Below are 18,101 nucleotides of genomic sequence, written 5' to 3'. Positions count from 1 at the left end.
CAAGCGGGCCACCCCCCGAGTAGCAAGTCCACCGTACTGGGATCGGCCGCCGGATATCGTCGCTGTATGGGAGACGGCGACGGCTGGGGCCGCTGCGAGCTGGGGCATACGCACTGGGGACGGTACGGGGCGGCGGGGCTGCTGCCGTTCCACCGCGGCAGCGACGGCGTGGTCCGGGTGCTGCTCCAGCAGCGGGCGTGGTGGGGTCTGGGCGGCGGTACGTGGGGCATGTTCGGCGGCGCCCGGCACAGCCATGAGGACGCGGTGACCGCCGCGCTGCGCGAGACGTCCGAGGAGTGCACCCTCGACACCCGGGTAGTACGGGTGCATGGCGTCAGCACCGAAGATCACGGTGGCTGGGACTTCGTGTCCGTGGTCGGTTCCGTCCCGCGCATGGTGGCCGTCAGGCCCGCCTCGATGGAGACCCGCAAGGCTGCCTGGGTGCCGGTGGAGGAGGTCACCGGCAAGCGTCTGTTCGAGCCGTTCGCCCGCTCCTGGCCCCGGCTGCGGTACGCCATGAGCCGGCTCGTGCTGGTCGTGGACGCCGCGAACGTCGTGGGCTCACGGGCCGACGGATGGTGGAAGGACCGGGCCGGCGCCAACAGCCGGCTGCGCGACGAGCTGGTGGTGCTGAACGAGGGCGTCTCGGGACTGCCCGGCGGCCTGGCCGATCTCCTGCCGCTCGACCGCGTCTTCCCCGAGGTGGTCCTGGTGGTCGAGGGCGCCGCCAGGGGTGTCGAGAGCGTCGAGGGCGTCCGGGTCGTGGCCGCGCCGCGCAGCGGCGACGACCAGATCGTCGAGCTGGTGCGCGATCCCGCGCCGGACACCGCCTACCTGGTGGTGACCGCCGACCGGGAGCTGCGATCCCGCGTCGCCGAGCAGGGCGCGGCCGTCACCGGTCCCAGCTGGCTGCTCGACCGGATCAAGCCGTCGCGGAACTGACCTCGTGGCCGGCTTCCTTGAGGGCGGCGGTCGCCGCCGCGAGCCGGTGTTCGGGCACCAGCACGAGGTCGGCATGGTAGGTGGAGGCCACGAAGACCGAGATCCCCGCGGCGCCCAGCGGCCCCACGATCGCGGCCAGCATCCCGGGCACGTCCAGGCCGTGCGCGGTCGCGCCGCCGTAGAGGCCGACCCAGCGTTCGGCGTCCACGTACGGCGGCGCCTCCCGGATCACCGTCAGGCCCTCGGGCGCCCGCACCAGGGCGATCCACTCGTCGTCCTCGGGGAACGTCGCGTTCGGCACGTGCTCCACCAGGAACTGGGAGGGCACGACGGCTAGTTTCTGGGCGGTGGGAGAGGTCACTCCGGCAGTCTAGGCGGAGCCTCGTCGTCTGCCTCGTCGCCGGTCTTCGAGGCCTCCGCCGCGCCACCCGCCAGATCGCCTGCGGTGGCACCGGCCGGCATGTCGACCGGCCCGCCCGCCGTGCCCCCTGCCGGGACGCTCGCCGGTTTTTCGTCCTCCGGAGAGTCGGCAGGGGCTCCGGCAGGCTCGACGGGGGCGCCGGACCGTACGCCGGACGGCCCGGGCTGGACATCGTTTTCGACGGCCGCCTCGATCTCGGCCGGGGCGACGTCGATGATGTCCTCGAGGGGCTCGTCCGGGACGAGCCAGACGGCACCCATCGGGGGAATGCGGAGGACGGCCGAGGCAGGCTGGGCGTGCCAGGGTTCCTCGACGGCCTCGACCCGGCCCATGTTGCCCACGCCGCTGCCTCCGTAGTCGAAGGCGTCGGTGTTGAGCACCTCGCGCCACGGACCGGCCTGCGGCAGGCCCAGCCGGTAGTTCTCGTGGGGGCTGCCGGAGAAGTTGATCACGCAAGCCACGACCGGTGCGCGTTCAGCTCCGGCCGCCGTCCCCTGGCGCAGGAACGACAGCACGTTGCCGGCGGCGTCGTTGGCGTCGATCCAGTGGAAGCCCTCCGGCTCGTTGTCCCTGGTCCAGAACGCGGGATGGGCCCGGTAGTTGCGGTTGAGGTCGCGGACGAGCCGCTGCACGCCGATATGGGCGGCGCCCTCGGCGGCGTTGTCCAGCAGCCACCAGTCGAGCGGGCGCTCCTCGGCCCACTCGGCACCCTGGCCGAACTCGCCGCCCATGAAGAGCAGCTGCTTGCCGGGATGCGACCACATGTAGGCCAGCAGCACCCGCAGCCCGGCGAACTTCTGCCAGCTGTCGCCGGGCATCTTGCCCAGCAGCGAACCCTTCAGATGGACGACCTCGTCATGGGACAGCGGGAGCACGTAGTTCTCGGAGAACGCGTACACCATCGAGAAGGTGATCTCGCCGTGGTGGTAGTGCCGGAAGACCGGCTCGTGCCGCAGGTACTCCAGGGTGTCGTGCATCCAGCCCATGTTCCACTTGAACCCGAAGCCGAGGCCGCCGAGGTGGGTGGGCCGGGTGACGCCGGGCCAGGCGGTCGACTCCTCGGCGATCGTCATGATCCCCGGGTTGCGCTTGTAGGCCGTCGCGTTCATCTCCTGGAGGAACGAGATGGCCTCCAGGTTCTCGCGGCCGCCGTAGATGTTGGGTGTCCACTGGCCCTCCTCGCGCGAGTAGTCGAGGTAGAGCATCGAGGCCACGGCGTCCACCCGCAGCCCGTCGATGTGGAACTCCTCCAGCCAGTAGCAGGCGTTGGCCACCAGGAAGTTGCGCACCTCGGCACGGCCGAAGTTGAAGACCAGAGTCCCCCAGTCAGGGTGCTCGCCGCGGCCCGGGTCGGCGTGCTCGTACAACGCCGTCCCGTCGAAGCGCGCCAGCGCCCACTCGTCCTTGGGGAAGTGCGCGGGCACCCAGTCGACGATGACGCCGATGCCCGCCTGGTGCAGCCGGTCGACCAGGTGCCGGAAGTCGTCCGGATCGCCGAAGCGCGAGGTGGGCGCGTAGTAGGAGGTGACCTGGTAACCCCAGGACGGGCCGTACGGGTGCTCGGCGACGGGCAGGAACTCAATGTGTGTGAAGCCCATGTCGCGTACGTATTCGGTGAGCTCGTCGGCGAGCTCCCGGTAGCCGAGACCGGGACGCCATGAGCCGAGATGCACCTCGTACGCGCTCGTCGGCTCGGCGACCCAGGACCGCTCCTTGCGCCGGTCCATCCAGTCGCCGTCGCCCCACTCGTACGACGAGGTGAAGACGCGCGACCCGGTGGCCGGAGGCGTCTCGGTGGCCTGCGCCATCGGGTCGGCCTTGGCCCGCCACACCCCGTCCGCGCCGAGGACCTCGTACTTGTAGACGGTGCCGTCGGCGACGTCGGGCACGAAGAGCTCCCAGACCCCGGTCGACCCCAGCGACCGCATCGGATGGGCCCGCCCGTCCCAGTGGTTGAAGTCGCCCACCACCCGGATGCCCCGCGCCGTGGGGGCCCAGACCGAGAACCCGGTGCCCGTCACGGCCCCGAACGCGGAGGCGTACGTACGGACGCGCGCGCCCAGCGCCCGCCACAGCTCCTCGTGCCGCCCCTCGCTGATCAGGTGAAGGTCCAGCTCGCCGAGGGTGGGCGCGTGGCGGTACGGGTCGTCCTGGACGACCTCGGGCCCGCTCGCGTACCGGACCGCGAGCCGGTAGTCGGGGACGGCGAGCGGCGGATCGTCCCGTCCGGATCCGGCCAGCGACGCCTCCGGTGGGAGTGTGACGATGAACACACCCTCATGGAAGTGGCGCATCGCATGCCGGTCGCCGTCCGGCAAGATCACCTCAACGCTCTCCGCCATCGGGCGCAGCGCCCGGACCGTCACGCCGTCACGCCCCGGATGAGCACCCAGGATGCCGTGGGGGTCGTGGTGGTCTCCGCCGACGAGCCGGTCGATCTCAGCGCGCGTCACCCGTGCCATGGATTCATGGCCTCCTCACCGCAGGGATCGGACTTTCGAGGGTAGGACTGCCCCGAGATCGACGTCTCTCACCTCCCTGACCGGTCTGGTTTCGGGAGGCAACCTCCGTTCCTCCTCATGTGTCCTTAGAGGACAGAGCGATGAACTGAGTTGATCGAGGTGCTGAGTGGACGCGGAATTCCGGGACTGGGCGGGTGCGCGGCTGCCTGCCCTGCTGCGGTACGCGCATCTGCTGACCGGTGATCCACACCGGGCTGAGGACGTCGTCCAGACCGCCCTTACCAGAACGTTGCTCGCCTGGTCGCGCGTGCACCGCAAGGACGACCCCGAGGGCTACGTGCGCCGGACGATCCTCCGGCTGGTGATCAACGACCAGCGCCGCTCCTGGCGGGAGCACCTCACCGCGTCGCCGCCGGAGCCTCCGCCGCCGCGGCCGGCCGAGCCGGAGGAACGCTGGGCGATGCGGGCGGCGCTGGCGACGTTGCCGCCGCGGCAGCGAGCCGTGCTGGTGCTGCGCTACTACGAGGACATGTCGGAGGTTCAGATCGCGGAGGCGCTCGGATGTTCACCGGGCACGGTCAAGAGCCAGGCCAGCAAGGCGCTGGCCAAACTGCGCGTCCACCCGAACGTGACTGAGGTGACACGGTGACTGACTTCGACGAGAGGCTACGCGCGGCCCTTGAGGACGAGCGCTGGGCCCTCCCCGCCGACCTGGCCCTGCTGGACGGTGCCGAAGCAGGCGCCCGCCGAGTCCGCCGGCGCAGGGCGGCCGGAGCCGTGCTGGGCACACTGGCCGCCGCTACCGCGGTCGTCCTCGCCTTCACAATGGCCAGGGCCACGGAGAGGGAGCCGCGCCCGCCGCGCCCAGTGACATCCATCACGCTGCCGGTGCCTGGGGGCGTTGCGAGGGAACTGGTCCTCACCCGCGACTCGCTCTACGTACTGGGCAAGTCCCACATCTATCGCATCGACCGGTCCACCCGCCGCGTCGTGGCGACCTCGCCGAAAGTGTCGGTAGCCGCACTGGACTTGGTCATGGTGGAGGGGAACCTGTGGTTCAGCGAGCGCCAGATGACGGGGGAGAGAGCGCGAAAGGACACCTTCAGCTTCCTCAACCGGGTCGACGCCCGGACCCTTCAACCCGAAGGGGGGACCATCCCCGTCCCCGGTGCAATGGCCAGGACCACGGCCGTTGCGGGGACCCTCTGGTCGCGAGGCGCCGAACGCTCGGGGCGGTGGACGTTCACCCGGCGCGACCCCCGCACCGGCCAGGTCCTGGGTACCCTCCGCCCTCCGTGGAACTGCGGAAACCACGCCGAGATCGCTGACGTCGACCTCAAGGCCGGAACGGCACTGCTTTCGTGCCAGGAGCCGAACGGGCCGGTGATCGTGACCCTCGACCTGAAGACCGGCGGCCCGCGTGCCCAGCACCGGGTACAGGGCGGCGTCTACAGCCTGACCCCGGGGGCGGGAGGCATGGCCTGGTATCTGACCGATGAGCTCACGCATCTGCGGATCCACCAGATGGACGTCGCCACGATGCGGCAGCGGCCTGGGGGAGACCTCGGGGCTCTTCGACTCACGCCGTCCAGCCTGCTGACCGGCGTCGGCGGCAGGCTGTGGCTCCGGTCGCCGGATCAGGGCAGGCTGACCTGTTACGACGGGGCGACCGGCCGCAGGCTGGCCTCTTACGCGATGCCTGCGAACGCCGGGAAGTTGCCGGTCGCCGGCGACGAGGGCACGTTCGCGTACGCGAGTGGCGGCACGATCACGATCACGTCAGGCACGGACGCGTGCCTGGCCGGGGGCTAGCCGAGGAAGGAGAACGTGGCGGCGGTCTCGGAGAACGAGCCACCGGCCGGCAGGGCGGCGACACCGAGCATGCCGCGTCGTTTCCGCGATCGCAGTTCGCCATAGCGCCGCATGGCGCGGTCGGCCAGCCCGTACAACGTCTTGTTGTTGAGGATCATGTCGCGGGCGCGGGCGACCGGCTCGTGGCGGAGCCAGTGGACCGCGCCGGCGGCCGACGGGCGGCGGACGACGCCCTCGGAGACCTCGTGCGAACGGGTCTGCAGCTCCTGCTTGTAGCGCCAGCCGATGGAGGGGCCCATGTCGATCTGCTGGACACCGCGGGCGGCGGCCTCCTCGGCCATGTGCAGGTGGAGGATCAGACCCGGGGAGTACTTGGCGAACTCCGGGTCGTACACCGGGAACCACGTGACGAGCGTGTGATCGCTGCGCAGCCCGAAGTGCCCCGCGACGGGACGTCCGTCGGCGTACAACATGGAGAGTGATCCGGCGAAATGCTCGTCATGGGTGTTGTGCAGGCGTTCGACGAGCTCGGTGACCCACGGCTTGGCGAAACGGTCGGCGCGGCCCATCGCGCGGTACTGGTCGGACTTCCACGAGCGGACGAGCGCCAGCGACGCCTCGTCGCGCACGTCGAAGGCGAACGAGACCTCGCCGACGTCACGGCCGAGCTTGCGCTCCTTGTACCGCGTCTGCTTGACGACCTTGGAACCCTTCGCCTTCAGATCATCGGTGAAGCCGTCGAAGCCGCCGCTGAGGTCCATCACGGCCGAGTCGAGCCGCTTGGTGACGTACGGGGCGAACCACGGCTGGTCACCGACGACGGTGCCGAACTCCCATGCGGCGAGGCCGCAGTCCTGCAGCAGCCGCCGCGCGTCCAGGTCCAGGCCCGGAACGTGCACCAGGCCCTGGCCGAGCGACAGCCAGCCGCCGATCGCGCCCGCGGTGGAGCGGCCGTGCTTTTCGAACGGGAAGAAGCCGACGATGTCGGAGCCTTCGCTGAGCACGGCCACGCGGGCGCCGTCGACGACGTGGTCGACCGCGGTCGAATAGCCCGCCGACAGGAAGGGATTGGCCAGGTGAGGCAGGTCCATCTGCATCTTGCGCCAGGCGGTGAGCTCGGTGTCGCCGAGCTCCCGCGGGCGGATGACGGATACGTGCATTGGATCTCCTGTTAGTGGCGCGAAGAGAACCGTTATCGGGAAAAGGTGAAGGGCAGGCGCGTGATGCCGTTGTCGAAGTTCGACAGCAGGTAGTCGGGCTCTCCGGAGGCGCGCAGGCCGGGCAGCCGCGTGAACAGCTCCCGGAACATGATCTTGAGCTCCATGCGGGCGAGGTTCGCGCCCAGGCACAGATGCGGGCCCGGGCCGCCGAACGCGACGTGCTTGGTGGGCTCGCGGGTGATGTCGAAGACATCGGGGTCTTTGAACACGGCCGGGTCGCGGTTGGCGGCCGGATAGAACAGCACGACCTTGTCACCGGCCCGGAACCGGTGACCACCGAGCTCGTGGTCCGTGGTCACCGTCCGCCGGAACTGCATGATCGGTGACACGTACCGGACGAGTTCTTCGATCGCGGCGCCGATGCGCGCGTCGTAGTCGGACAGCAGCAGGTCGCGCTGGTCCGGATGGTCAGTGAAGAGCTTCAGGCCGTGCGTGAGCGTGTTGCGGGTCGTCTCGTTGCCCGCCACCAGCAGCAGGTCGAAGAACGAGCCGAGCTCGCGGATCGACAGCCGTTCGCCGTCGGGATTGGCGTTGACCAGCGCCGACACCAGATCGTCGGCGGGATGCTCACGCCGGATCCGGCCGAGCCTGGCGACCAGCCGGTGGAGGTCGACGATGGCCTTGAGATTGCCGTAGAGCAGCCGGAGCGTGCGGGGGCTGGCCAGCGAGCCGCGGACGCCGGAATACTCGGTCATGGCGTCGACGCGCGACAGCACATAGGGCCGGGTCTTCTCGGGGATGCCCATCATCGCGCAGATGACGGCGAGCTGGAACGGCGCGGAGACCTGGCCGACGAAGTCCCGCGGGCCCTCCTCGACCACCCGGTCGACGATGCGGGTCGCAATCGCCTGGACCTCGTCCTCGATCTTGGCCAGCGTCTTGGGGGTGAACGCGCGGAAGACGATCCGCCTCAGCCGGGCGTGCGCCGGGTCGTCCATGTTGATCATCGGTGTGCCGAACAGCTTGGCCAGCCAGGGCGGCGGCTCGGGCGAGGTGGCCGCCGGCTCACTGGAGAAGATCTTGGCGTTCCGGCTGGCTTCGACGACGTCGGCATGCCTGACCAGGGCGTAGAAGCCCTTGCCGGCCCGGACGAACGGGACCCGCGGCTCGGCGAAGTAGACCGGCGCCCCGAGTGCCCGGAGCCGGGCGAAGTCGGCCAGCCGCGCCTCGTGCGGCCGGTCCCAGAACGCGATGTCCACCAGGTCGATGCCGAGTTCGCGCGCCTTGGCGGTCGAAGGGGGCTGGACGGTCATCTGCTGATCCACTTCACCTCGTACGGGCCGAGGGCGAGCGGGTTGCCCTCAAGCTGGGTCTGCGCGGGCTGGGCGGTGGTGTTGACCGCGACGATCTGCCGCTGCTGCGCCAGGACCCGTACCGCGGGGTTGGACGACTTGACGTCGGTGAGCGCGGTGCCCGGCGGGAACCAGCGGGTGAAGTTCTGCAACATCCCGAGGGTCGGGGTCGCAGCGCCGCCCTGCGCGGTGCCCGTCCACAGGCAGCCGGCGCACGTGGCGGTGGTCGGTGTCTGCGGGTTCCAGTAGTAGGCGCTGGCCGCGCCTCCGCGGACGAACTCCATCATGGCCACGGTGTGCACCGCGCCGCGGCGCTCTTCGGTCCAGTCGGAGGGCACCGGCTCGACGTACCACTCGGACCACCAGACGGGGAGGCCCTTGCCGAGGGCGCGCAACCACCTGGTCACCTCGGAGAACTTCGACAGCACCTGGAACTCGTTCAGGCGGATCTCCTTCTGGACGGGCATGCTGTGCCCGTCGACCACGAGGAAGTCGGCGCCCTTCTTGTGCTTCATCCAGTATTTGATCGCATTGAGATCGCGCTGATCCATGCTCCCCCAGGAGCCGGTCAGCTCTGAGGGACCGGTTTGGTGGCCGGGGGCGTTGCTGTTAAGGACCATGTACGGGCCGCCCACCTTGATATCTCTATTAACCTTTTTTAGAGCGGCATAGACCTTGTTGTAGAGCTTGGTGTAACCCTCGTAGTCCCACCGATTGCGGGACGGGTTCCAAAATCCCTTGAACTCGTTCCAGACCGCGTAGTAGCGCACGTCCGGATAACGCTTGGCGACCGCCGCTGAAAGCTTGGCGAAGTCGTCGAAACGCTTGCTCTCCACGGCCAGTTCGAGCCGGCTCCAGTCGGTCTTGCCCGCCGGGCCGCCCTTCATCCAGTCGGGGGCGCAGCAGAGCGTGATGACCGGAGTGCCCTTCGTCTGCCGGATGGTCGCCATGCGCCGGTCGAGCGAGGCCCAGTTGAACTCGCCTGGACGCGGCAGCGGATTGTCGACCCCCCAACCCATGATGGGCGTGACCTGCGCCATTGGCTGCGCCGTCAGGTCGGTGAGCGCCTGCTGCGGGCCCTGCTGGTAGTCCACCGTGTTCTGCGTGTGGGTGAACCCCCAGGAGGGCCATCCTCTGGAGGCCCCGGCGCCGACCCTGGTCGCCGGTGCGGCGGGCGCGCTCACTCCGGGCTCGTCTCCGCCTGGTCGCCATCCGGTCACCACGAGAAAGATCGTCGAGATCAGCAGACCGGCCAGCGCGGCGGCGAGTGCGATGAGGATCAGGCGTCGCCGGCCGCCGTTGCTGCCGTGGCGGCCGTGGCGATTGCGGAGCAGCGCCGGACGATCTGAGGCGCGGCTCAGTCTCGCCTGCGGGTGGACATCCAAAGGGCCCTCCTGGAAAGGGGCGGCCTGGGGTGCGCCAGGTAGCAATCCGGCACAACTGTTAGAACGCCAGAAAGAGGTTGAGAGTTCACGTGCATGTCGAAGTTTCCGTGATATCTGCTTTACCTCTGGAGTTCGGTGCGAACAACCGCCGAAGCATAAAGATCTCTCACAGAGAGTGGCCGGAAGGGGACAAGCGCCACATAGGGGGTTTCGGACCGCGCGCTTCCCCGGGCTTGTGCCCTTAAAAGGAAATGTGACGGCCGGGAGCCCGTGCCGCGGTCAGCGACCGCACGGGCGGCACGACACTGTGTCGGGGGCCGCGCCAAGTGCCGTCCGTGCGGTCACGTCCTGCTCGCCAGATCGGTGACATCAACCCCACCGACCAGGCCTCCACTCCTGTGTCACCTCAGCGACACAGGTCCCTTCCGTACCGGAAACGGCCCCGGCCCGGTCCGCCCCCGTTAGCGGACCGGGCCGCCCGACCTCCCGCTCCCCGCATCAGTTCCCCTTGTGGTCCTTGCGCGTCTGTTCGACAAGGAGCTCGCGCAGCCCCTCGGAGTCGTCGGCCGCGACCGTCATCGCGTATCCCGCCTGGAGTTGGGCGTCCGTGAGGTCTCCGCTGCGGGTGGCGTACCAGCGACCGGCGTCACTGCGCCAGACCAGCCACCCGGGATGGTCCGACTCGATGGCCGCCTTCAACTCGTCGAAGTCGCCCATCAAGGTCGTCCTTTCCCCGAGCTGGATGTTTCGTATACACAAGTCTTACTCGGTTATAAGTGGTGTCAAGCTATCCGTAAGCGGACCGTCCCCCTCGGGATAGCGGGGAGATGCGGTCCCGGCGGCGCGACGAGGGGAGGTGGCGCCTGTGTCCGACCGTCCGGCCTATCTCCGGATCGCCGACACGCTGCGCGACCAGATCCGGGCCGGTACCTACCCGCAGGGCTCACGGTTGCCGACCATGACAGAACTGTGTGCGAGCCACGGTGTCTCAGAGATCGTGGTCAGGCAGGCGATCGCGCTCCTGCGCGGGGAGGGGCTCATCGAGACCCGCCGCGGCGGCGGCACCATAGTCAAGGTCTCGCCGCCCGCGCGCAGGGTGGCGATGGACCGGTACCGCGCGGTCTCCCGGCCGCTCGCGGTGCCCGCCACGACCTTCACCCACGACCAGCGGATCGGCTGGAGCGATTACCGCCTCGACCGCAGCTACACCCGTGCGAACGCCGACGCCGAGCTGGCGTCCCTTTTCGAGCTCCCCACCGGCGTCGAACTCCTCCGCCGCCGGTTCGTCTTCTTCGCCCGCGGCGAGCCCCAGCAGATCTCGGTCAACTACCTGCCTTGGGACATCGTCGGCGACACCCCCGTCGCCGATCCCGAACGCGAGCCCTGGCCCGGCGGCACCCTCGCCCAGCTCGAATACCTGGGGCATCCGCCGACCCGCGTCGAGGAGGCCGTCCGATCCCGCATGCCGACCCCCGAGGAAGCCGACACCCTGCACATCTCGTCCGGCGTCCCCGTGCTCGCCATCACCCGCCGGATGATCTCCCGTGCCCGCGTCCTGGAGGTCTGCCGGGAGATCGTCATCCCCGCCGACCGCGTCGTGCTCGACTACTCGATCGATCTCTGACGGGTGTGGTCAGTCCCGGTAGAGCCAGTCCTCCTCGTCCTGGGCCCGGCGGCGGACGGGGATGTCTTGCCGGGTGACATTGGCACCCGGCGCGGCCGCCGGCCGCGCCGGCGGCCGGGGGATGTGCAGATGGGCGAGGCGCCGGGGGCGGTGCAGGCGGGCCAGACCGGCCACCAGGCCGCTCAGGAGGAGGACGGCGACCAGACCCGAGCCGGGCGACCAGAAACCCGCCATGAGGAGGATCTGGGCGGCTCCCGCGACCGTGACGATGCTCGCCGCGATGGAGACGACCAGCCGGCCGAGCGGGTCGAAGCCGCGCATGAGGGACCAGAACGCCGCGCCCGGGACGGAGAAGAGCAGCAGTGCCAGCACGATCGTCATGAGATGATCACGAACCTCTCGATGATGACCGCGACCACGCTGATCAGCAGGGGGATCGCGAGGACGGTGAGCGGGCGGAGGCGCCGCAGCTCGTTCGGAGGCAGCCGCAGGCGGCGGAGCTCGCGCGTCAGGAGGACGCCGAGCAGGACGGGCAGGTAGATGAGGCCCGCCGGTGTCCAGGGCGAGTTGCGCATGCCGAGCCCCGCGGGCACGGGCACCGTGGGCCGCGGCTCGGCAGGCGGGTTCTTAAGGCGGTAGACGGCGGCGTCGTTGTCGGCGAAGACCGTCGTGATCTCGGGCGAGGCGGCCATCGCGCGGCGCATCTTGATCGCGTAGTCGGGGGCCAGGCCGCCGGACAGGACCTGGTAGTCCTCATGGCTGCGGGTGGTGACGAAGAAGCCGCCGGGCCCTTGCGCCCTGAGGCGCTGGATGATCTGCGAGGTGTCGGCCGGGTTGTTGCGGTTGGCGATCACGGGCGTGCGGGTGAACCGCTCCCAGCTCCGGTACGACCAGGGCATGACGGGCTCGCCGCCGACGAGCTCGGGGTTTTCGGCGCTCAGCCACACGACCCCCACCGCGCCGTCGGTCGAGCGCAGGATGACGTCGAACGCCTTCACGTCGCTCCTGCGCACCTGCTCGTACTTCTCGTTGCCGTAGCGGACCGACAGGAAGCCGCCGGTGAGGAGCACGGCGAAGACGGAGGCGGCCGCGACTGCAGGCCAGTGCCGCCGGGAGCCCGTACGCAAGTGGCCCAGCCAGATCTTGACCTTGGGATCCCGCACCCGCGGGGCGTCGAAGGGCGCCGGGAAGAAGAGATAGGCGATCAGCAGGCAGGCGGCCGGCAGCATGAAGAAGTAGATGCGGAGCGCCAGCTCGCCGCCGTAGTTCTGCAGGCCGAACGAGGAGAACGGGACCAGCAGGAGGACGAGCGCCACGCGGTCGTCGATGCCGCGGGACCGCCGACGCAGGAGGCCGGCCACGGCGAGGCCCACGACGGTGATGGCGATGACGATGCGGAGCATCTGGATGTCCTGGGTGGCGCCCGAGACGGTGCCCAGCCGGCCGCCCGTGCTCTGCTGGACGTTGGTGAACACCTTGCCCAGGCCGCCGAAGAGCTCGCCCTTTCTGCCGGACCAGTAGCCCACGGTCATGAAGCTGATCCACGCCGCGTACACCACCCCGGCGATGAACGGCAGGCCGCGCAGGTTGCAGCGGCGCACGAGCACCAACCCGGCGCAGGACGCCGTCATCAGGAACGGGGTGAGCTGGTGTGCGGCGGTGCCCACCAGGATCAGGATGAACAGCAGGACGAGGAGGATCGACTGCTCGCGCACGCCCACCGGCTTGGCGGGCAGCTCACCGGGGTCCTTGGCTCCGAACAGCCAGTTGTAGACCCGCCAGAACCCACCCTTCCGTTCGCGCGTGTCACCACTCCGGCGGCGTCCCGAGCCTGTCGTCCTCTCGTCGTGGTGCCGGAACCAGTTGACCAGGATCGCCACGAAGAAGAGATAGAGCAGGTAGGCGAACGCCTGGGGTGACAGGTAGTCCTGGCCGACCCAGTTGGCGGCGATGAACAACCACGCCGCGAACCACTTGGCCCGCCAGGTCGCGCGCAGCACCCGGAGGATCAGGATGTAGGGGATCAGATAGAGCAGGTTGGTGACGGTGGGCGCCCAGCGCAGCAGCGGCTCGATGTCGTTCTGGCCGACCGCCTTCATGACGAACGCGATGAACGCGAAGAACCCGGGGGTCGAGAAGCGGGCGTCCAGATCCCAGCTGACCGTGTGGTTGCGTGTGACGTACTCGATGAAGCCGGCGGTCTGCCACGCGGTGGGGAAGCGCGCGATGGGCTCCAGCGCCAGCGTCACGCCGTGCAGGGTGAGGATCAGCAAAAGGATCTGGCCGGCCAGCAACAACCGGTGCGGCCGGGCCAGCGCCAGTGTCGCCATGAACGTGAGCACGAGCAGCGCCGCCCCGAGCAGGCTCGCGATCGGCATCACGCCGATGAGCCCGTACCCGTCCATGGCTTCGAGGTCGACGCCGCGCAGCGGCAACCAGAACAACATGAGCCCGAGCGTCAACATCCCGCCCAAGGCGATCAGCACCGGCCGCGGAGTCTGCGGCGCCGGCGGCTGAACGGCCTGCTTCTGGTGAGGAGCATCCCCACCGCTCTGCGAGGCCTGGCGAACCGTCACACGCGCTTCACCCCCCATGGCTACGGCCCCCACCTCCTTCAGAGATATCCCGCCCTTCATGGCCGTGGGAAGGCTTTGCCTTGGCCGCCTTCAGCAATCCAGGCAAAATCGCCGCGGCCACCACGACGTTCACACCGACGATGATCAGGCCGATGGTGGCCAGATGCTCGGAATCGAAGAGCATCAGGATCAGTGCCAGCACCCCCGCGAATCGGACCGCCTGCAGGAGCGCGATCAGGCGGGTGCGGTTCTCCACGCGCAGCACGCCGATGTAGAGCTCGATCAGTGCCTTGGGCAACACCGCGAGGGCAAGGATCTGCAACAGCGGCGCGCCCTTCTCGCTGTACTCGTGGCCGAAGAACTCCAGCGCGAACGGCGCCGCGACGATCACGATGACCACGATCGGCGTCATCAGCATCAGCGTGCGCCGCAGGGCCGCCCTGGTCGACTCGACGAGCTTGTCGCGCTCGAACGAACCTTCGACCGTCAGCGACAGCGACAGGGTGAGCGCCAGCAGGTCGAGCATCATGCCGAGCGCCCAGGCCATCTGGAAGTAGGCGTTGGCCGTCTCGCTGATGTGCGCGGCGACCACGACCGGGATGAGGCTGATGGAGGCGTACTGGAACGCGCCGCCCACGTACGCGCCGCCGACGTACCGGCCGATCTCGCCGTACGTGGGGCGCGGACCGCGGCCGAAGTTCTCCCGGCTGTGCGCGGGGATCATGCGGCCGAAGATCAGGAAACTGACCGGGATCAGCGCGATCATGACCGGCACGAACCAGGACAGCGTCACGCCGTCGTCGGGGAACGCCGCCGCCAGGGCCACCAGCATGATCAGTTTGGCCGCGCCGAAGATGACATTGACGACGGGCACCCAGCCGGCATGCCGCAGGCCGGTGAAGACGCCCTCCTGCTGGTTCCACAGGTTCCAGGCGACGGCCATCGCGAGGAACCACGCGGCCGCCTTCCAGTTGGCCAGATGCTGGAAGGAGGGGCCCCAGATGTCCAGCGTCGCGATGAAGCCGAGCGCGAGCAGGGCCGCGGCGGCCGTCCCGGTGCCGTAGCAGACGAGCACCAGCGCGCGGGTGTTCCGCGCGGTCTGCGGGATGAACCGGATCAGCAGGAAGTTGAGCATCGTCACGCTGCCGACGAACATGATCGCCTGGATGACGGCCCAGTTCCGGCCGACGTCGTCGGGGGCGTAGAACTTGGCGCCCAGCGCCCAGTAGGCCAGCCCCAGGAGCCCGGTGAGCCCGCCGTTGGCGACCAGGGCGTAGGCGTTGCGGAACAGCGGATTGGACAGCTCACGGCGCAGCCAGCCGGGCTCTCCCGGCGGTTGCGGTGCGAGGAGGCTGGGATCAGACACGGCGTGTCACCCGCCGTACCGCGTACCGCGTCCGGCGCACCACGGCGTATCCCCGTGTCAGGACGCGGTCCTTGAGGTAGATCAGGGGGATGCCCCTTCCGTCCGCGACCCGTTCGAACGTGTCGAGCGAGGTGGACATGCGGACGGTGAGACGGGGGATCGCCAGCGTGTCCGTATCGCTACCCTGAGGGACACGGCCGAGCTTGTTCTCGACCGAACACGCAGCGTCATACCCCGCCGCCCGGACGGCACGCCGGACCCGCACGCTGGAGTATCCGTACGGATAGGCCATCGTGGTCACCGCCCGGCCGAGCCGATCTTCGAGCAGTCCCCGGTTGCGGGTCAGCTCCGAACGCAGCTCGGCGTCGCCGAGCTGGTCGAGCTGGGGATGGCTGTGGCTGTGCCCGCCGATCTCGATGCCGTGCGCGGCGGCCTCGCGGACCTGTTCCCACGACAACATGCGGTCGAGCGGGCGCCCGGCCGCCTCGTCCCCGGCGTCGGCCAGCCAGCCGGTCGTGACGAAGACCGTCGCGGTGAAGCCGTGGTCGTCGAGGACGGGCAGCGCGTGCTCGTGGAAGTCGGCGTACCCGTCGTCGAACGTGATGGCCACCGGCTTGTCCGGCAGCCCGCCCTCCGGCGGCGCCGCCACCGCCGAGAACGGCACGGGCGTGAAGCCGCGGTCCTCCAGCAGCGCCATCTGGTCGGCGAACGCGCCGGGCAGCACCGCGAGCCCCGCCGTATCGCGCGACGGCCGCTCGTTGATCGAGTGGTACATCAGAACGGGTACGCCGCTCGCCGCGCCTTGATCGCTCATCAGGCGACCCCTTCGCCGCCCGGTCGCCCTCGGGTCCGTCCTCGTGTCACGGCCCGCCGGTCGCGGCGAGCCTGGAGGCGTGCGGCGCCGAGCCCCACCCCGTACCCCCATGCGGTCCACGCGAGCCCGACCGTGATGGCGGCCGCGCGGCCGATCCCGGCCGGCTCGCCGCGGAAGGCGTCGCCGAGGCCCTTCACCGCGCCGCGCGGCAGGGTCTTGAGCGCGTGGGCACGTTCGCTGGCGAGGCCGTCCTGGCTGCCGACGCTCTGCGTGACCAGGGCCTTGGACAGGCCCTCGGCGTAGCAGCGCTCGCGGAAGTAGGAGAAGCGGGCACGCTCGGTCGGCACGCGGTGCCAGATCACCGCCTGGTCGTCGTAGACCAGCTCCGACTTCGGGCTGCGCTGCCGCAACCGGATGCAGAACTCGGTCTCCTCGCAGCCAAGCGGCCGCTTGTGGAAGCTGCGGCCGATCCCGGTGCTGAAGCCGCCCGCGACCGGGAACATCTCCCGGCGGAACGAGGCGTTGCCGCCCATGAGGTTGCGGATCAGGCCGGGGAGCATGCCGCGGTAGGTGCATCCGACGGTCCAGTCGAACTCCTCGGGGAACCAGCCCGGCCGCGTCCCGGTCGTCTCGGGCACGGGAGCCGAGATGAGCTCGCTGGACGGGGTGGAGCCCGGCCACATCGGCAGGGTCAGCCCGCCGACCCCGGCCACCGCCGGGTCGTCGTAGTGGCGCGCGAACGCCTCCAGCCAGCCGGGCGCGGCGACCGCGTCGTCGTCGAGAAAGGCCACCACGTCACCGCTGGCGACCGCGACGCCGGTGTTCTTGCCGCCGGACAGGCCGCGGCCCTCGCGGTTCTCCACCACCGTGACGCCGGTGAGTGACCGCTGGAGCCGGGCGTACAGCGCCGGGTTGTGATCGACGACCACGATGATCTCTTTGGGTGCGTGCCGCTGGGCGCGGACCGAGGCCACCGCCGCGTGCACGTCGTCCCAGCGCTTCTCGGTGTAGGCGCAGATCACCACGGAGAACGCGACCTTGTTGATCTGGTCGCTGTTCATCTGGTCACTGCTCACCCGGTTGCTCGCTTGGTCGTTCACTGGGTCCGCCCCCTCAGCCGCGCGTAGGTCTTGAGCACCCGGTCGGCGCGCTTGTAGAGCGCGGGGTTGTCGAGAACGGCGCCGCGCGCCTTGTTGAGCGGGGTCGTGCGGACCCAGTGCAGCCCGGCGCCGGGGGTGAGCCGGGCGACCCGGCCCTCGGCGATCGGGATCTCGCGGCTCGTGAAGCCCTCCTTGAACTCCTTGCCGCCGCGGCCCATCGCGATCTCGGTGATGCCGTTCTCGGCGCACCCCTGAGCCAGGTGAATGTGGCCGATCATGCCTGGGGAGTATTTGCCGAACCGGGTGTCGTACGCCGGGAACCAGCCCGCCATCACATGCCCGTTGCGCAGCCCGAAGTGGGACGAGACCGGCTCGTCGCCCGCGTACAGCACGCTGAGCACGCCGAACCCGGTCTCGTGGAAGTGCTGGACGAGCCTGACGATCCACGGCCTCGCGAACCGGTCGGTGCGGCCCGTACGGGTGTACTGGTCGGACTTCCACGCCATCAGCCGGCGCAGGTCGGCGGGATCGTCCGAGGAAAAGACGTAGCGCACCTCGCCCACGTCACGGCTGAGCTTGCGCTCCTTGTACCGGATGGTCTTGTGGGTCTTGGGCGCGGCCTGCCGGGCCTTGTCGATGAACGCGTCGAAGCCGCCGCTCAGGTCCATCACCGGCTCCACCCGCCGGACGGTGTGGAACGGCGCGAACGCCTGCTGGCGGGCCAGCAGGTGGTCGAAGTCCCAGACGCCGAGGCCGCAGGCCCGCAGCAGGGCGCGCGCGTTCAGCCGCAGGCCGGGCGCGGCGATGATGCCCTGCAGGTCGGTCAGGCCGAACCCGACCGGGTGGCCGATGCCCAATGGGCCGCGTTCGTACGGGAAGAACGCGACGATCCCGGCGTCGTCCTCCACGACCGCGACCCGGACTCTGCCGCGCGCGTCGTCGCGGAACCGGTCGACGCCGATGGTGAACTCAGGTGCGAGGAACGGGCTCGACAGGTCAGGGTCGGTCAGCTGGAGGTCGCGCCATCGCTTGACTTCGGCCTCGCCGAGGTCGCGCGGGCGGACTATGGAGATCTTCACCGCGGGGG

Annotated in this window: 16 protein-coding genes; 4 read left to right on the top strand and 12 right to left on the bottom strand. The window is 69.7% G+C overall.

Features of this window, described 5'->3' with window-relative positions; translation table 11 throughout:
* Positions 1 to 66 precede the first annotated feature (66 nt).
* Complete coding sequence (locus ACH34W_RS40090) at positions 67 to 942, top strand: NUDIX domain-containing protein (RefSeq protein WP_395966422.1); 876 nt, start codon at positions 67 to 69, stop codon at positions 940 to 942.
* Here ACH34W_RS40090 and ACH34W_RS40085 read toward each other — a convergent pair.
* A complete protein-coding gene (locus tag ACH34W_RS40085) occupies positions 923 to 1,303 on the bottom strand; it encodes an ACT domain-containing protein (RefSeq protein WP_395966421.1) in 381 nt (126 codons plus the stop codon). The two genes, ACH34W_RS40090 and ACH34W_RS40085, sit on opposite strands and share 20 nt — an antisense overlap.
* Positions 1,300 to 3,825: a 1,4-alpha-glucan branching protein GlgB gene (gene glgB, locus ACH34W_RS40080; RefSeq protein ID WP_395966420.1), complete on the bottom strand. Its 2,526-nt coding sequence runs from the start codon at positions 3,823 to 3,825 to the stop codon at positions 1,300 to 1,302. Before glgB ends, ACH34W_RS40085 begins: the two co-directional genes overlap by 4 nt.
* Before the next feature lie 166 nt (positions 3,826 to 3,991).
* On the opposite strand from glgB, the gene ACH34W_RS40075 reads away from it, so the two are divergent.
* The gene (locus tag ACH34W_RS40075; RefSeq protein WP_395966419.1) at positions 3,992 to 4,474 is read left to right on the top strand and encodes a SigE family RNA polymerase sigma factor; all 483 of its coding nucleotides are present in this window, start codon (positions 3,992 to 3,994) and stop codon (positions 4,472 to 4,474) included.
* The gene (locus tag ACH34W_RS40070; protein WP_395966418.1) at positions 4,471 to 5,637 is read left to right on the top strand and encodes a hypothetical protein; all 1,167 of its coding nucleotides are present in this window, start codon (positions 4,471 to 4,473) and stop codon (positions 5,635 to 5,637) included. The genes ACH34W_RS40075 and ACH34W_RS40070 overlap by 4 nt, the downstream gene beginning before the upstream one ends.
* On the opposite strand, the gene ACH34W_RS40065 is transcribed toward ACH34W_RS40070, so the two are convergent.
* The 4 genes from ACH34W_RS40065 to ACH34W_RS40050 form a co-directional block, all read right to left on the bottom strand.
* Complete coding sequence (locus ACH34W_RS40065; protein ID WP_395966417.1) at positions 5,634 to 6,797, bottom strand: GNAT family N-acetyltransferase; 1,164 nt, start codon at positions 6,795 to 6,797, stop codon at positions 5,634 to 5,636. The genes ACH34W_RS40070 and ACH34W_RS40065 overlap by 4 nt on opposite strands.
* 32 nt (positions 6,798 to 6,829) lie before the next feature.
* Complete coding sequence (locus ACH34W_RS40060) at positions 6,830 to 8,110, bottom strand: cytochrome P450 (protein ID WP_395966416.1); 1,281 nt, start codon at positions 8,108 to 8,110, stop codon at positions 6,830 to 6,832.
* Positions 8,107 to 9,534, bottom strand: coding sequence for a xylan 1,4-beta-xylosidase (locus tag ACH34W_RS40055; protein WP_395966415.1), 1,428 nt, complete (start codon positions 9,532 to 9,534; stop codon positions 8,107 to 8,109). The genes ACH34W_RS40060 and ACH34W_RS40055 overlap by 4 nt, the downstream gene beginning before the upstream one ends.
* Positions 9,535 to 10,032: 498 nt before the next feature.
* Positions 10,033 to 10,251: a hypothetical protein gene (locus ACH34W_RS40050; RefSeq protein ID WP_395966414.1), complete on the bottom strand. Its 219-nt coding sequence runs from the start codon at positions 10,249 to 10,251 to the stop codon at positions 10,033 to 10,035.
* Between the two features lie 148 nt (positions 10,252 to 10,399).
* Here ACH34W_RS40050 and ACH34W_RS40045 point away from each other — a divergent pair, with 148 nt between their 5' ends.
* Positions 10,400 to 11,158, top strand: coding sequence for a GntR family transcriptional regulator (locus ACH34W_RS40045; RefSeq protein ID WP_395966413.1), 759 nt, complete (start codon positions 10,400 to 10,402; stop codon positions 11,156 to 11,158).
* Between the two features lie 9 nt (positions 11,159 to 11,167).
* On the opposite strand, the gene ACH34W_RS40040 is transcribed toward ACH34W_RS40045, so the two are convergent.
* From ACH34W_RS40040 to ACH34W_RS40015, 6 genes are read right to left on the bottom strand one after another with little or no spacing between them, the layout of a single operon-like run.
* Positions 11,168 to 11,539 carry a hypothetical protein gene (locus tag ACH34W_RS40040; protein WP_395966412.1) on the bottom strand — a complete coding sequence of 124 codons (372 nt, stop codon included), beginning with the start codon at positions 11,537 to 11,539 and terminating at the stop codon, positions 11,168 to 11,170.
* The gene (locus ACH34W_RS40035) at positions 11,536 to 13,734 is read right to left on the bottom strand and encodes a hypothetical protein (RefSeq protein ID WP_395966411.1); all 2,199 of its coding nucleotides are present in this window, start codon (positions 13,732 to 13,734) and stop codon (positions 11,536 to 11,538) included. The genes ACH34W_RS40040 and ACH34W_RS40035 overlap by 4 nt, the downstream gene beginning before the upstream one ends.
* A 7-nt stretch (positions 13,735 to 13,741) precedes the next feature.
* Entirely contained in the window at positions 13,742 to 15,100 is a 1,359-nt protein-coding gene (locus tag ACH34W_RS40030) for a lipopolysaccharide biosynthesis protein (protein WP_395966410.1), read from the bottom strand.
* Positions 15,093 to 15,914 (bottom strand): polysaccharide deacetylase family protein, encoded by an 822-nt coding sequence (locus ACH34W_RS40025; protein ID WP_395966409.1) that lies wholly within the window; start codon positions 15,912 to 15,914, stop codon positions 15,093 to 15,095. Before ACH34W_RS40025 ends, ACH34W_RS40030 begins: the two co-directional genes overlap by 8 nt.
* A complete protein-coding gene (locus tag ACH34W_RS40020) occupies positions 15,914 to 17,014 on the bottom strand; it encodes a glycosyltransferase family 2 protein (protein ID WP_395966408.1) in 1,101 nt (366 codons plus the stop codon). Before ACH34W_RS40020 ends, ACH34W_RS40025 begins: the two co-directional genes overlap by 1 nt.
* The gene (locus ACH34W_RS40015) at positions 17,011 to 18,093 is read right to left on the bottom strand and encodes a GNAT family N-acetyltransferase (protein WP_395966407.1); all 1,083 of its coding nucleotides are present in this window, start codon (positions 18,091 to 18,093) and stop codon (positions 17,011 to 17,013) included. The genes ACH34W_RS40020 and ACH34W_RS40015 overlap by 4 nt, the downstream gene beginning before the upstream one ends.
* Positions 18,094 to 18,101: the final 8 nt, after the last annotated feature.

This window comes from Actinomadura sp. 6N118 (assembly GCF_044326415.1).
Classification (GTDB): domain Bacteria; phylum Actinomycetota; class Actinomycetes; order Streptosporangiales; family Streptosporangiaceae; genus Spirillospora.
This window is presented reverse-complemented; position numbering and strand designations above follow the sequence as displayed.